Below are 15,165 nucleotides of genomic sequence, written 5' to 3'. Positions count from 1 at the left end.
CGAGGCACAACGTTTGTAGTTATAAAAAGGTTTGTACGCACCAAATGCCTCAGCGAGGCATAACGTTTGTAGTTATAAAAAGGTTTGTACGTACCAAATGCCTCAGCGAGGCATAACGTTTGTAGACATAACGTTTGAAGGCATAACCTTTGTCGATATTCGGTAAAAACGAATCGTCAGGAAAACTGCCGAAAACGTAAGCCCCGCAGATAGCGAAATCCAGACCCCTTCCACATCCATTTTGAACGTAAACGCCAGAAAATAACTCAACGGCAATGAAATGACCCAATACGCAATGAGCGTGATCACCGTTGGTACATTGACGTCTGTCAGCCCCCGTAGTGCCCCCAAAGCCGTTACCTGTACGCCATCCGACAATTGGAAAAAGCCTGCGTAAATCATCAACGTTGCTGCGATGGTTGTAACCTCAGGATTATCTTTGAGATAGAGAGAGACTAAAAACTCGTTGCAAGTAAGGAACGTAACGCACCAAACACCCATAAAAGCGATGGTAAGAAGCAGTGCCGCCGTACCCGCTTGTTTGACCTTGAACGGATTTTTTTCACCATAAGCCCGCCCCACGCGGATAGCGCCTGCGGAGGCGATACCCGTTGCCATCATATAAGTTGTAGAAGCCATGTTGATGGCGATTTGGTGGGCGGCAAGTTGGTTTTCACCCAGCCATCCGATAATGACTACGGCCAACGAGAAAGCCGCAATTTCAAAGAAAAATTGAAACCCAACGGGAATCCCCAGTTGAAAAACTTTCTTTATCAATTTTCCTAGTGCCTGCTGATGGGAAGCCGTGAGGTATGGCGTGAAGTTTTTGCTTCTATAAATATAAACCAAAATAGCGACTGCCATGTAAATACGCGACAATAGAGTTGCGAAAGCAGCGCCGTTGAGTCCCATTTTTGGAAAAAAACCGATACCATTAATGAATATCCAGTTGAAAAAAGCGTTGAAAATCAGGGCAGAAACTGTAACCGCCATAGCCACCCGTGTGAGCGAAAGTCCGTCGGCCAACTGACGAGCAGCGACAAATACCAGCAAAGGAAGCGTGGAAGCGCTTAAAATGTACAAAAAGGGCCTCGTCAGGCGCGTTACTTCGGCGGTTTGACCAAAAAGGTGTAATTCGATGCCTATGAGCATTCCCGCTAGTCCCAGTCCTGTTCCAAGAATGAGAGAAACGATAAGACCTGCTCTGAAGAGCTTTCCAATTTCGGCAGTGTTGTGTTGCCCTTTGGCCTGAGAAATCAATGCCGCCACGACACCCAGACCACCCACGCCAATACTTGACATTAAAAATGATAACGAATTGGCCAATCCCGCTGCACCAAGTGGCACAGCGCCAAGATAGCGGCCTACCATCAGGTTGTCGGTCATTCCCATGAGTGTTACTCCAAGTTGGGCAATAATGATAGGGATACTTAACTTAATGGTTTCACTGATTTCCTTGCGCATTCTGTTCTGATTTTGGCTATTCGTTGGCTGATGATTGTCTGAACAAGACAGCAAAGGTAGAAGATGCAAGCTGAATTGTTTGAATTAAATAGTAATTTTGAGGCTTCAAGCTTCCTTATTGAATGGCACATAATCTCAAACTTAGAAAACCTCTTGCTTTTTTCGATTTAGAAACAACAGGGGTAAATATCCAAAAAGACCGCATTGTTGAAATCAGTGTGGTGAAAGCGCTCATCAACGGTGAGATAGAAAGCAAAACCTTTCTAGTCAATCCTGGCGTCCCAATTCCGCTTGAATCAAGCCTTATTCATGGGATTTATGACGAAGACGTGAAGGACTGCCCAACCTTTAAAAATTTTGCCAAAACGCTCGCGCAGTTTTTGCAGGGCTGCGATTTGGCAGGGTTTAATTCCAATCGTTTTGATGTGCCGATGTTGGTGGAAGAATTTTTGCGTGCCGACGTCGAATTTGACATCAAAAATCGTCGATTGGTAGATGCTCAGCGCATTTTTCACATGATGGAACCTCGAAACCTTGCGGCAGCGTATAAGTTTTATTGTGGTAAAGACCTCGAAAATGCCCACAGTGCCCATGCGGATACGATGGCTACGTTTGAGGTGTTGTGCGCCCAAGTGGAACGGTATGCAGGGGTGAAAATCAAGAACGACAAAGGGGATTTGTATGAGCCTGTACAAAATGATGTAGAGGCATTGCATAACCTGACAGCGGCAAAAATTGTAGATTTTGCCAATCGAATGGCCTATAACTCAAAAGGGGAAGAGGTTATCAACTTCGGAAAACACAATGGCAAACGTGTTGTGGACGTTTTGGCGCAAGAGCCTAGTTACTACGATTGGATGATGAAGGGCGACTTTACCCTTGATACCAAACGGAAGCTGACCGAGATAAAAATGCGAGCTGCATTTGGAAAAAAATAGTTAGTCCATAGTAAAAAAGACTTTCCAAGTTTTTGAAACTTGGAAAGTCTCCCTCTGACAAACTTGTCAATTAGCCACTTACCATCGTCTGCCGACCATCGACCATTGACCCAAAACTACGTCTTCAACTTCTTCTTTTTGGCCGCTGGGAACAAAATGTTGTTCAAAATCAAACGGTACCCTGCTGAGTTAGGGTGTAAGTTTAAATCCGTAGGTTCTTCATTAATTTCGTGGCGGTAATCTTCGGGGTCGTGGCCACCGTAGAAAGTAAAAAAGCCTTTGGCATACGTACTGTGAATGTAACGCGCCTCACCCGCTGCACGATTTTCGGCCAAAATAATCACTTCGGGCTTGATGTATTGCTTTTTAAAGGCCGTTGTTTGACCCATAAACCCTTTGATGATTTGCTGGTGGTTTTGTGTCAACATGGTAGGAACTGGATCCCATTTGGCCGAAAACTGAAATAACGTGAAATAATCGTTAGATTCCGTCATGCCACGCTCATTAGGTTGGCTATCGACCGACGAAAACTCAATTTCGTAGGGATTGGTCACAACTTGAAAGTTTTGGAAAGCAAACGTCTGGCTAAAATCTAGCTTCTTTTGGGCCGTGGGGTCAGTAGGGTCACCGTCGTAAATCACGTCTGCAATGTCGGTATTTTGTGTGGCCAGCGCTACGTCGTAAGTATCGGTGGCATTGCACATGGCAAACATATATCCGCCACCTGCTACGTACTCTTGTACTTTTTTAGCTACGGCCAATTTGAGTTTTGATACCTTAGAAAATCCCCATTTTGCCGCAATATCCTCAGCTTCGCGTTTTTGGGCACGGTACCAAGGGTAATCACGAAAGTGGAAAAACTTGCCGTACTGTCCCGTAAAATCTTCGTGGTGAAGGTGTAACCAGTCGTATTCCGACAGTTTGCCTTCCATCAAGTCGTCGTCATAAACAATGTCGTAGGGGATTTCGGCGTAGGTCATCACAAGAGTTACGGCATCGTCCCAAGGTTGTTTGGTCTTAGGCGAATAAACGGCCACTTTGGGAGCTTTGTGAAGCTTGACGTTGTCCATGTTGGCGTCAGGCTGGGCAATTTCGCTTAAAATTCCGCTTCCTTGCGCGTCAGAAATTACCTCGTACGAAATCCCACGGACGACCATTTCGTTGATGATTCGCTGGTTCCAATCCATCATAAAACTGCCTCCTCGGTAGTTGAGAAGCCAGTCAATTTCAGTGTCGTAGGTGCGCAAGACCCAGTAGGCCAGTCCGTACGATTTAAGGTGGTTTTTTTGGGATTCATCCATCGGAATCAGAATCTTAGAGGCCCAAGCCCCGTGTACTACGCCCAAAAAAATGATAAGTGGTAGGATGAACCGCTTCATCGGTTTGTGGATTTAAATTTTCAGAATGACTTTTGTAATAACGAATATATTGCAAAAATCGTGCAGAATCAACCATTGCCATGAACCTTATTGAGAACTTTCGTGAAGGACTGCGTTCCATTCAATCAAACATGCTTCGGACTGTCCTGACGGCGCTGATTATTGCCATTGGCATTACATCGCTGGTGGGGATTTTGACGGCCATTGACGGAATGCAAAGTTCGGTGAATAATAGTTTTGCCGATTTGGGTGCTAATACCTTTGACATTCGAGGGCCGCAGCCTTTTCGTCGAAGAAACGGAGGAATGCGCTCTAAAGATTTTCCTTCAATTAGCTACCGTCAGGCCAATCAGTACAAAAGAGAAATCAAAGACACGTACAATGCTCAAGTGTCGATTTCGTCGAACATTAGCGGTGCTGTACAAGTCAAATACAAATCCGTCAAAACCAACCCCAATACGCGCGTAGTCGGTATTGATGATAACTATATGGCGATTAAAGGCTATAAGCTTGCGAATGGCCGTAATTTTTCTTCAACAGATCTCGACAATGGTCTTAACGTGATTATTGTAGGATCAGAAATAGCCCAAAAGCTGTTTGAAGGAAAAATAAACCCAATCAACGAAGAGATTATCGTTCGAGGAAATCAATATAAAGTGGTAGGTGTACTGGACAAAAAAGGCTCATTGACAGGAGGGGGAGATGATCGGGTGCTATTGGTGCCCCTTGAAAATGGCCGAGCTTTGGCTGCAAACCGCGAATTGACTTTTGATATTACGACTTCTGTCAACAGCATGGAGGACCAAGAACTCATTATGGGAGAGGCTAGGGGAATCATGCGGCGAGTTCGGAAAGACCTAATTGGAAAGCCTGATTCGTTTGAAATAGAAAGCGCCGATGCGTTGGCCAAAAACTTTGAAGAAATATCGGGATACTTACGCATGGGGGGCTTTGGAATCGGCATCATTACGTTATTAGGAGCGGCTATTGCGTTGATGAATATCATGCTGGTATCAGTAACCGAAAGAACGCGCGAAATAGGTATCCGAAAGTCGCTAGGGGCAACTCCACGGCTGATTCGTTTGCAGTTTTTGATGGAGGCAATTGTGGTGTGTATTTTGGGGGGAATAGGAGGTCTTATTCTTGGAATTATTGTAGGAAACATCATTGCTAAGGTTATCAGTGAGAATGCAAGCTTTATTGTCCCGTGGTTTTGGATGATGATGGGGATTTTGGTGTGCGTAGTGGTTGGAATTCTCTCGGGAATTTATCCAGCCATAAAAGCCTCACGCTTAGACCCTATCGAAGCATTACGCTACGAGTAGTGAAAATTTTTGATTTTTTTTCGGTGTGAATGTTTGCATTTTAAATCTCAACCGCTACCTTTGCAGTCCCGTTTACACAATGACTTGCCCAGATGGCGGAATCGGTAGACGCGTTGGTCTCAAACACCAATGAGGTTACACTCGTGCCGGTTCGACTCCGGCTCTGGGTACTCGGGTAAAACTCGAAGCGAAAGCTTCGAGTTTTTTGCTTTTATAGCTTTGTCAAAAGTGCTCGCTCGGGAGGGTAGGAGGCCCAACAAAAAACGGTTCAGAGATTGCTCTGAACCGTTTTTATGTTGAAATGATAAAATCTCCACTAGTCTTCGCTATCGACGTGGGAAGCGCTCGGCGCTTTGATAATCCCACGCTCGGCATTGCGAATAAAACTTACAATAAGGTCGCGTTCGGGCGTCATAGGAAGGTCTTGCTCAATATGCTCTAAAGCTTCAGAGTTGTTGAAACCTTTGAGATATACATAGCGATACACCTCTTGAATGTCGTTAATTTGTTCGTTGGTAAAACCACGACGACGTAAACCAATTGAGTTTACTCCCGCGTAAGAAAGGGGCTCTCTTGCCGCTTTAGTAAACGGAGGAACATCTTTACGAACCAGTGAGCCGCCAGCTACCATGGCATGGGCGCCAATCTTTACAAACTGCCGTACCGAACTTGAGCCCGCAATGATGGCCCAATCGCCCATGTGGACGTGCCCTGCCATTTGTACGTTGTTGACGATAATGCAGTTGTTACCGATACGACAATCGTGGGCGACGTGTGAGTAGGCCATGATAAGACAGTCGCTGCCAATTTCGGTTTTCCAGTGTTCTTCCGTTCCCCGACTGATGGTGGCGTATTCACGAATAATCGTATTGTCGCCAATGTAAGTGAGGGTATATTCTCCCTTGAATTTTAAATCTTGGGGAGTAGAAGAAATTACTGCACCAGAATAGATTTGGCAGTTTTTCCCAATTCGGGCGCCGTCATTGATGATTGCGTGTGAACCAATCCACGTTCCTTCACCAATTTCCACGTCTTTGTGGATCATTGCAAATGGCTCAATAACTACATTGGGAGCAATTTTGGCCTCAGGATGTATGTATGCTAACGGTTGAATCATGTTGGGTTGATAGTTTCCAAAACATCGTTCCTAGAAAGAAGTACTTTCATCTGAACTTGTTTTGTTTACCATTACTTTTTTCTAACTAGGCTTGCGGTCATGTCAGCTTCACATACAAGTTGTCCTGCTACGTACCCTGCGCCGTGCATTTTTACAATTCCTCGTTTGATAGGCGCCGTAAACTCGCACTTGAAGATAACAGTATCTCCAGGCACGACGTTGCGCCGAAAACGGCAATTTTCGATGGCAGCCAAGAAAGGCCAATAGTTTTCTGGGTCTGATTGCGAACTTAAAGCAAGAATAGCCCCTGTTTGTGCCATGGCTTCCATCTGTAAAACACCTGGCATGACAGGATTGTTTGGAAAGTGCCCCGTAAAGAAGGGCTCATTCATGGTGACATTTTTGAGACCTGCCACGCTGTTTTCGTCCATGTAAACGATTTTGTCAATCATCAAGAATGGATAGCGGTGGGGAAGAAGCTCACAAATGCGCTTCAAGTCCATCACAGGAGGCATTTTGGGATCGAAGTGAGGCACTGCGCTCTTCGACGACTCCATGAGTTTTTTGATTTTCTTGGCCAAAGCAACGTTGGCCGCGTGCCCTGGGCGTGCGGCCAAGATTTGGCCTTTGATAGGGCGGCCCACGAGTGCCAAGTCACCTACTACGTCAAGTAGTTTGTGGCGAGCCATTTCGTTGGGGTAGTGCAATTCTAAGTTATTGAGAATGCCTACTTTTTTGTTGACCCCAATGGTAGGTTTGTTGAGTAACTGAGAAAGGTAATCTAGTTCACCTTCTTCTACATCGCGATCGACAATCACAATGGCATTGGTCAAGTCGCCGCCTTTGATGAGGTTGGCTTTATAAAGCGCCTCAAGCTCGTGCAAGAAACAGAAAGTTCGGCACGAAGCAATCTCACGTGAGAAGGTAGTAAGGTCGTTGAGCGAAGCGTGTTGGCTGCTGATTACTTGTGAGTTGTAATCTACCATCACTGTGAGGCGGTAGTCGTTGAGAGGCAAAGCTACCATCTCAATGTCTTTTTCCGCGTTTATGTAGCGTACAGGTTCTGAAATTTCGAAGTAGTTGCGCGAGGCATTTTGTTCAATAATTCCAGCTTCTTTTAACGCTTCTACAAACTTGATAGAGCTGCCGTCCATGATAGGAGGCTCAGGGCCATCAAGCTGAATGAGTACGTTGTCAATTTGTAACCCAACAAGTGCGGCGAGGGTGTGCTCAACCGTGTAAACACGGGCTCCGTTTTGTTCGAGGGTAGTCCCCCGCGACACGTCCACCACATTGTCCACGTCAGCATCAACGATAGGCTGACCTTCCAAGTCAATACGTTGAAATTTATAACCGTGATTGATAGGGGCAGGCACAAAAGTCATGGTAGCCGAGACACCAGTATGCAACCCTACACCCGATACCGACACCGATTTTTCGATGGTTTGTTGTTTAATGTTCAACATTCCTAGTGTTTATCTTCTTTGTTTTGTTTCTCTAATTCATGTACTCTTTTTTCCAAGAGGGGTAATTTACGGAAAATTGCCGCCGAACGTAAACTGTCTTTGAGTTCGAGGGCAGGAGTTCCGTTAAGTGAAAGTCCTTCTTCTTCCCATGTTCGGGTAACGCCCGCTTGGCCACCCACTTTGGTTCCCTTTGGCACCGTAATGTGTCCGTTAAAACCAGCTTGTCCGCCTATGACGCAATTTTCTCCGATTTTGGTTGAGCCCGCTATGCCTGCTTGAGCAGCAATGACGGTATTTTTACCAATTTCGACATTATGCCCTACTTGCACTAAGTTGTCTAGTTTTACTCCCTGTCGGATAACTGTCGAACCCATTGTGGCACAGTCGATTGTTGCTCCTGCTCCTATACTTACGTTATCTTCGATGACGACGTTGCCTAGTTGGGGAATTGTTTTGTACGTTCCGTCGGGAAGTGGGGCAAAACCAAATCCATCGCTTCCGATAACGGCATTGGCAAAAAAGGTGCAATTTTGACCAATAATGGTATTGTTATAAATTCGGACACCCGAATGAATCACCGTACCATCGCCAATTTTGACGTTATCACCCACGTAAGCATGGGGATAAATTTTTACATTTTTCCCAATCTTACAATTTGTTCCAACGTACGCAAAAGCACCTAAGTAGGGGTTTTCACCCAGTTCGGTGCCTTCTCCAAGGTAAGAAGGTTGCTCAATTCCTCGTTTGTCGCCCTTGATGATTCGTTCGTATTGTTGTAGAAGTTGAGTAAACGCTGTATAGGAGCTTTCTACCCGAATAAGGGTAGTTTTAAACGCTTTTTTAGGTTCAAAGCTTTTATCTACAATTACTGCCGAAGCCTCGGTTGTGTATAAATAAGGCTCGTATTTTGGATTGGATAAAAAAGAAATACTACCAGAGATACCCTCCTCAATTTTTGATAACTGACTGATTTTTAGGTTCTCTTCGCCTTCTATTTCTCCTCCGAGCAGTCCAGCAATCTGCTTGACGGTAAATTCCATACGGTCACAATTAAGACTGCAAAGTTAGGGGTTTCATCCAACAAACATAATACTTTCGGACAATATTACTCAGGGCCTTAATTGTCGGTAAATCAGAGGCATCAGCAATATCGCATACGCTACCATCTTTCATTTTAATCAGAATGCGTTCTTTGCTCGAAACATAGGCCGCATTGCTCGATTCGCCCAGTACCAAAAAATAGTCATGCCAACTGTCCGAAATACCTTGTTGGCGCAGTTGTTCGTGGATTTCTTGCAACTGGTTTTGGTCAAATGGCGTGCTTGAAAACTGTATTTTGTACAATTTTCGGTCAAGTAAATGTTGACAAATCATGGAAAGTACGCGGTCTTTGTGAGCAGCCCATACTTTCAAACAACCCCAGACGTCGTAATCGTCAATTTTGGTGAAGGCTTGAAGGTACTGAGGGTTTTCTTGAAACTGCTGCAAGGTGATTGTCTGACGAAGAAAAAGCCCGAAATCATTGGGTGCAAAGATGTCTTCGCCGCTTCTGGCCAACTCGCGCGCACGCCTGATGGCCTGAATTAACATGGTTTCGGCACAGATGGACGTCTTGTGAAGGTACACCTGCCAATACATGAGCCGCCGTGCATTTAGAAAATTTTCGATGCTTAATATTCCTTTGGACTCTACAACAAGTTGGTCGTCAACTACATCCAGCATCTTGATGATGCGCTCGGTACCGATGGCACCTTCAGCTACGCCCGTAAAAAAACAGTCGCGGTTGAGGTAATCCATGCGATCCATGTCTAGTTGACTGGAAATGAGTTGGTGAAAAAACTGACGCGGATAACTGCCCTCGAACATCTGAATGGCCATTTCGAGCCGCCCGTCTAGCTGGCGGTTGAGCTCTTTCATAATTTCCAGCGAAAGATATTCGTGATGAACATCGTTTAAAATGGTTTTTTCCAACACGTGAGAAAACGGCCCGTGCCCGACGTCATGCAGCAAAATCGCGATTTGGGCGGCTTCCCATTCAGCTTCCCAAATTAGGTGGCCTTTGGTGCGTAATGTTGACAGGGCTTGCCCCATGAGGTGCATAGCGCCAAGGGCATGGTGAAAACGGGTATGCAGTGCGCCAGGATAAACCAGCTCGGCCATCCCTAGCTGCCGAATCCGCCGAAGTCGTTGGAAAAAAGGGTGTTGGATGAGGTCAAACACCAAATCAGACGGAATGCTGATGAATCCGTAAACGGGGTCGTTGAAAATCTTACGCTTGTTCACGTCTGAGTAAATTTGGGAAACGGAATTTTTGGGTGCAATTTCGTAAAAAAATATCTCCATTACCTAATGAAACACGTTGTCCTTTCCTTTTTCGTAGTCCTGAGTATGGCGTCTTATGCCCAAAAAAAAACCAAAAAAGCCGAAGTAATCACCATTCACACATCTTTTGGTGATATGGCAGCCATTTTGCATGAGCAGACGCCGCTTCACAAGGCCAATTTTTTGAAATTAGCCAAAGAACACTTTTACGATAGTTTACTTTTTCACCGCATCATCGAAAATTTTATGATTCAGGGGGGAGACCCTAATTCCAAAAATGCCAAACCAGGCGACCGCTTAGGTGGGGGTGGGGGTAATATGGAGCGAATTCCTGCGGAGTTTCGTCCCGATTTGTTTCATAAGAAGGGGGCGTTGGCAGCCGCAAGGGATAATAACCCCGAAAAAAAGTCATCGGCTTGTCAGTTCTATATCGTACAGGGAAAAGTCTATAACGATGCCGAACTCGATGTGCAGTTACGTCGGGCTACAGGGACACGCCAAGCTACTGCCGCTCAACGAGAAGTGTATAAAACAGTAGGTGGAACGCCACATTTGGATGGGAATTACACGGTTTTTGGGCAAGTAATCAGTGGATTGGCCGTGCTGGATAGCATTGCGCATCAACGCCGTGATGGCTCCGACCGACCGTTGAAAGATATCCGAATGAGTATGCGTGTGGAAAAAATGAAAAAGAAAAAAATTGCCAAACGCTACGGTTATCGGTTTGAATAAGGACATCATACGGAGGTATTCGTTTGAAGTTTTCTAAATTGTTGGAAAACAAACTTTCTTTCGCGTAATTTTCTCAATGGGTTTACTAACTTTGCCCATTAACTTATTTCTACGACTGATGGCAAAAATCCTGATTGTGGATGACGAGAAAAGTATCCGTGCTGCCCTGCGTGATATTTTAGAATACGAAGATTATGAGGTTGAAGAGGCCAAAGATGGAGAAGAAGGTCTCTATATGATTCTCAATAATCATTATGATGTGGCGCTCTGCGATATTAAAATGCCAAAATTGGAAGGACTTGAGGTTCTTTTGAAAGCAGGCGAAGCAGGCCGAGCGACGCAATTTATTATGATTTCGGCTTTTGGTAGTGTCGAAAATGCCGTAGAGGCTACCAAGCGTGGTGCGTATGACTTTATTACCAAACCACCTGATTTGAACCGCCTGCTGGTTTCGGTTCGCAATGCCATTGAGAAAGCCAAATTGGTCGCAGAAACCGTTGATCTCAAAAAACGTATTTTCAAAATCAACGAAATTGTGGGTGAGTCGGCGCCAATTCGTAAGGTCAAAGAAACGATCAACCGCGTAGCACCTACTGAAGCGCGTGTGCTTATTACTGGAGCCAACGGTTCGGGTAAAGAAATGGTAGCCAAGCAAATTCACGAGCGGAGCAACCGCGTGAATAAACCTTTGATTGAAGTAAACTGTGCCGCAATTCCGAGCGAATTGATTGAAAGTGAGCTTTTTGGTTACGAAAAAGGGGCGTTTACGGGGGCTGTAAAACAACGTATCGGGAAGTTTGAACAAGCCGATGGCGGAACGCTCTTTTTGGACGAGATTGGTGATATGAGCTTGTCGGCACAGGCCAAAGTATTGAGAGCGTTGCAGGAAAGTAAAATAACCCGCGTAGGCGGAGATAAAGAAATCAAAATCAACGTTCGGGTGATTGCGGCCACCAACAAAGACCTCAAACGTGAGATTGCAGAAGGAGGTTTCCGCGAAGACTTATACCACCGTCTGAACGTCATCCCGATTCATGTACCGCCGTTGGCCGAACGCCGCGAGGATATTCCGTTGTTGGCCGAAAAATTCTTGTACGATATTTCGCAAGAATATGGTGGTGTGCCCAAAGAAATTATGGAAGATGCCATGACCCACCTAAAATCGTTGCCATGGACGGGTAACGTCCGTGAATTGCGCAACGTCATTGAACGTTTGGTGATTATGTGCGGCGACGAAATCTTGCTCGAAGACGTCCGTTTGTATGCAAGCTTTGGGAGTTAGTCTAACTTATTAAACGTTTTTTTAGTAACTGGTGCTTTGGCACACATGATAATGGAAATCAATTTTTCAAAATCTCCCGACGGTTTGGTTCCTGCCGTTGTTCAAGATGAAGAAACGGGGAAAGTACTCATGGTTGGGTATATGAATGCGGAAGCATTGGCTAAAACTGAAGCTGAAAAGGTAGTCACGTTTTTTAGCCGTTCTAAGCAAAGACTTTGGACCAAAGGTGAAACATCAGGTCATTTTTTACAAGTAAAAACAGTTTTGCTGGATTGCGACCAAGACACAATTTTGATAAAAGCGCATCCAATTGGCCCTACTTGCCATACGGGTGCGGATACTTGTTTTTTTGAGAAAAATGAAGGCAAAGCTTCGTTTTTGAATTACCTACAAAAGCAAATCATTCGCGACCGCAAAAATAATCCCTCGGACGCGTCATATACGAGTAAGCTTTTTGCCCGTGGAGTCAATAAAATTGCCCAAAAAGTGGGCGAAGAAGCTGTAGAATTGGTGATTGAAGCCAAAGATACTAACGATGACTTGTTTAAAGGTGAAGCGGCCGATTTGTTATTCCATTACCTGATTCTTCTCGAACAACGTGGGCTTGATTTAGACGATATTGTGGACGTGTTAAAAACGAGACACAAATAAAAACAATACGTGAATCAGGGTACTCATACCCTGATTCACGTATTCTACCGTAAAATTCTTAGCTTCGCAAAACTCAGTAAAAGGGTTTTTTCTCCTGTTGTATCAAAATGAATAATGGCTTTGCGGTCGGTGCCGTTGACGTCCATTTTCTTTACCGTTCCTTTCCCAAATTTAGGGTGCTCTACACGATTTCCTTCTTCCAGATTTGAGGTATCACTTGCCACAAAAGGCTCACTCGATGTACTTGCGCCGTTGGTCGGTGGGGGAGGAGTGGGTACTTTGGGACTGGATACTCCAGCTGAACTTTTAACCGTTTCTGTTGTTCCTTTGGGAGTTTGAGAAGTTCGGTTGGTTATCTGACGAATAAAATTATTTGCTGATGGCTCTGCGTTGTTACGGTAGTCGTCCATGCCCCCCGAACGGCGCCCTTTTGCCATCATCAAAAAGCGCTGGTCAACTTCAAACAAAAAGCGGCTAGGTTCGCACATATTGAGGCGCCCCCAGTTGTAGCGACTTTCGGCGTATGAAAACGTCAGTTTGGTTTCGGCGCGGGTAATGGCTACGTAAAACAAACGCCGTTCTTCTTCCAAATCTTCCCGTTTTTCGAGCATCATTTGGCTCGGAAACAGGCCTTCCTCCAGTCCTACGACATACACATTTTTAAATTCTAGCCCTTTCGCGCCGTGAATCGTCATCAACGTTACGCGGTCAGTGTCGCCATCGTCGTCGGTTTCGTCGGCGGTAGTCAAAAGGGATACCGTTTGCAAGAACGAACTTAACGTTTTGTCTTCGTTGTCAGGGTTATCTACAAACTCCTTGATGGCGTTTAGCAATTCTTGCACGTTTTCGTAACGGCTCAAACCTTCCACGGTTTTGTCTTCGTACAACTCCCGCAAAATCCCCGAGGCTTTGGCCACGTGAGAGGCAACAGCATAAGCATCTTTGCCTTCTTCCAGCAAAATTTTGAAACTCTTTATCAAGGTAGCAAAGCTCTCAATGGGCAACGTAGCACGCCCCGCCACGTACCGAGAGATATTAGAAACTACTTCCCAAATCGGCACGCGGTGTTCGGCGGCAGAGACGGAAATTTTGGCCACTGTGGTGTCGCCAATACCGCGTTTGGGTAAATTTATAATTCGCTTAAAAGCTTCCTCGTCGTTTTGGTTCACGATAAAACGCAAGTATGCCAGCAAGTCCTTGATTTCTTTGCGTTGGTAAAACGACAATCCCCCAATGATTCGGTACTTGATATTGAGGCGGCGGAGGGCTTCTTCAAACGCCCGTGATTGGGCATTGGTGCGGTACAAAATCGCAAAGTCGGTGTTGCGCAAGCCTTTGTTTACTTTTTCTTCAAAAATCGCCGTTGCAATCAGTCGCCCTTCTTCGTTGTCCGAACTCGCCTTCACCACGTCAATCAATCCACCTTCCTCGTTGGTGGTAAACACGTTCTTTTTAAACTGCGCTTTATTTCTGGCAATTACCGAGTTGGCAGCATTGACGATGGTTTGGGTCGAACGGTAGTTCTGTTCCAATTTCACCACTCGTACTTCGGGAAAATCGCGTTCAAAATTGAGGATATTTTGGATATTGGCCCCACGAAACGCGTAGATACTTTGGGCATCATCTCCCACCACAGCAATGTTGCGATGTACCGCCGATAACTTTTTGGTAATCAGGTACTGCGCCACGTTGGTGTCCTGAAACTCATCCACCATCACGTACTGAAATTTGTGCTGGTATTTGTTCAGAACTTCAGGAAAATCGCGAAAAAGCACGTTGGTGTTAAACAATAAATCATCGAAATCCATGGCGTTTGCCTGAAAACAACGTGTCGTGTAGGCTTTGTACAAACGACCGATTTCGGGGAGTTTGGCCGCTTCGTCGTCGGCTCGAAACAAAGGGTTTGCTAAATAATCGTCGGCCGAAATCAGGTTGTTTTTTGCCCCCGAAATACGGTTAAAAACGACGTTGGCTTTGTACGTTTTATCGTCAAGGTTAAGCTCTTTGACAATGCTCTTAATCAACGATTTCGAGTCGTCGGTATCATAAATGGAGAAATCGGAAGTATAACCCAAAAAACGCGCCTCAATGCGGAGAATTTTGGCAAATACCGCGTGGAAGGTGCCCATCCAGATATTACGGGCTTCGTACCCAACCACTTTTTCGATACGCGCCCGCATTTCACCTGCGGCTTTATTGGTAAATGTCAACGACAAAATCCGAAACGGATCGACACCATTTTCTATCAAATGGGCAATTCTGAAGGTCAGCACGCGTGTCTTACCCGAACCTGCTCCCGCAATAATCATCAACGGCCCAGGGCCATGCGTTACGGCTTGCGCTTGGGGTTCGTTGAGGCCACTTAAATAATCAATCATCTACGTCATTTTTTAACACTACCACAAAGTTAGGGGAAAAGTTTGGGAGTCACCCACAAATCAATAACTACTGTCGCCTCCGCGAGCGTATCGCTCGTTCTGACAGGGATG

At 45.3% G+C, this 15,165-nt stretch carries 12 protein-coding genes and 1 tRNA gene; 6 read left to right on the top strand and 7 right to left on the bottom strand.

The genetic code is table 11. From position 1 onward, the window contains the following. Positions 1–102: 102 nt before the first annotated feature. On the bottom strand, positions 103–1,464 hold the full coding sequence (locus AC23P2_RS00320; RefSeq protein ID WP_487771350.1) for an MATE family efflux transporter: 1,362 nt from the start codon (positions 1,462–1,464) through the stop codon (positions 103–105). A 122-nt stretch (positions 1,465–1,586) separates the two neighbouring features. Between AC23P2_RS00320 and AC23P2_RS00315 the strand changes: the two genes are divergently transcribed. Continuing rightward, positions 1,587–2,402 carry an exonuclease domain-containing protein gene (locus AC23P2_RS00315; RefSeq protein ID WP_487771349.1) on the top strand — a complete coding sequence of 272 codons (816 nt, stop codon included), beginning with the start codon at positions 1,587–1,589 and terminating at the stop codon, positions 2,400–2,402. Positions 2,403–2,518: 116 nt separating this feature from the next. Here the strand turns inward: AC23P2_RS00315 and AC23P2_RS00310 are convergent, their stop codons facing one another. Continuing rightward, complete coding sequence (locus AC23P2_RS00310; RefSeq protein WP_472492856.1) at positions 2,519–3,781, bottom strand: asparagine synthetase B; 1,263 nt, start codon at positions 3,779–3,781, stop codon at positions 2,519–2,521. 80 nt (positions 3,782–3,861) lie between these two features. Between AC23P2_RS00310 and AC23P2_RS00305 the strand changes: the two genes are divergently transcribed. Both AC23P2_RS00305 and AC23P2_RS00300 read left to right on the top strand, forming a co-directional pair. Then, positions 3,862–5,106, top strand: coding sequence for an ABC transporter permease (locus tag AC23P2_RS00305; protein ID WP_487771348.1), 1,245 nt, complete (start codon positions 3,862–3,864; stop codon positions 5,104–5,106). An 86-nt stretch (positions 5,107–5,192) separates the two neighbouring features. Further along, a tRNA-Leu gene (locus AC23P2_RS00300) sits at positions 5,193–5,276 on the top strand. Positions 5,277–5,422: 146 nt separating this feature from the next. Here AC23P2_RS00300 and lpxA read toward each other — a convergent pair. The 4 genes from lpxA to AC23P2_RS00280 form a co-directional block, all read right to left on the bottom strand. Beyond that, complete coding sequence (lpxA, locus tag AC23P2_RS00295; protein WP_487771347.1) at positions 5,423–6,223, bottom strand: acyl-ACP--UDP-N-acetylglucosamine O-acyltransferase; 801 nt, start codon at positions 6,221–6,223, stop codon at positions 5,423–5,425. 71 nt (positions 6,224–6,294) lie between these two features. Next, positions 6,295–7,686 (bottom strand): bifunctional UDP-3-O-[3-hydroxymyristoyl] N-acetylglucosamine deacetylase/3-hydroxyacyl-ACP dehydratase, encoded by a 1,392-nt coding sequence (locus AC23P2_RS00290; RefSeq protein WP_487771781.1) that lies wholly within the window; start codon positions 7,684–7,686, stop codon positions 6,295–6,297. 5 nt (positions 7,687–7,691) lie between these two features. After that, entirely contained in the window at positions 7,692–8,729 is a 1,038-nt protein-coding gene (gene lpxD / locus AC23P2_RS00285; RefSeq protein WP_028524311.1) for a UDP-3-O-(3-hydroxymyristoyl)glucosamine N-acyltransferase, read from the bottom strand. Between the two features lie 10 nt (positions 8,730–8,739). After that, positions 8,740–9,972, bottom strand: coding sequence for an HD domain-containing protein (locus tag AC23P2_RS00280; protein WP_487771346.1), 1,233 nt, complete (start codon positions 9,970–9,972; stop codon positions 8,740–8,742). A 66-nt stretch (positions 9,973–10,038) separates the two neighbouring features. On the opposite strand from AC23P2_RS00280, the gene AC23P2_RS00275 reads away from it, so the two are divergent. The 3 genes from AC23P2_RS00275 to hisIE all read left to right on the top strand — a co-directional run bounded on the left by AC23P2_RS00275 (position 10,039) and on the right by hisIE (position 12,676). Next, positions 10,039–10,743 carry a peptidylprolyl isomerase gene (locus tag AC23P2_RS00275; RefSeq protein WP_487771345.1) on the top strand — a complete coding sequence of 235 codons (705 nt, stop codon included), beginning with the start codon at positions 10,039–10,041 and terminating at the stop codon, positions 10,741–10,743. A gap of 118 nt (positions 10,744–10,861) precedes the next feature. Next, positions 10,862–12,025 carry a sigma-54-dependent transcriptional regulator gene (locus AC23P2_RS00270; protein ID WP_487771344.1) on the top strand — a complete coding sequence of 388 codons (1,164 nt, stop codon included), beginning with the start codon at positions 10,862–10,864 and terminating at the stop codon, positions 12,023–12,025. 45 nt (positions 12,026–12,070) lie between these two features. Continuing rightward, entirely contained in the window at positions 12,071–12,676 is a 606-nt protein-coding gene (hisIE, locus tag AC23P2_RS00265; protein ID WP_487771780.1) for a bifunctional phosphoribosyl-AMP cyclohydrolase/phosphoribosyl-ATP diphosphatase HisIE, read from the top strand. 44 nt (positions 12,677–12,720) lie between these two features. On the opposite strand, the gene AC23P2_RS00260 is transcribed toward hisIE, so the two are convergent. Next, a complete protein-coding gene (locus AC23P2_RS00260; protein ID WP_487771343.1) occupies positions 12,721–15,054 on the bottom strand; it encodes an ATP-dependent helicase in 2,334 nt (777 codons plus the stop codon). Positions 15,055–15,165 lie beyond the last annotated feature (111 nt).

Source organism: Runella sp. R0.1_18 (genome assembly GCF_057652155.1).
The sequence above is the reverse complement of the archived record's forward strand: the minus strand, read 5'-3'. Positions and strand labels throughout refer to the sequence as shown.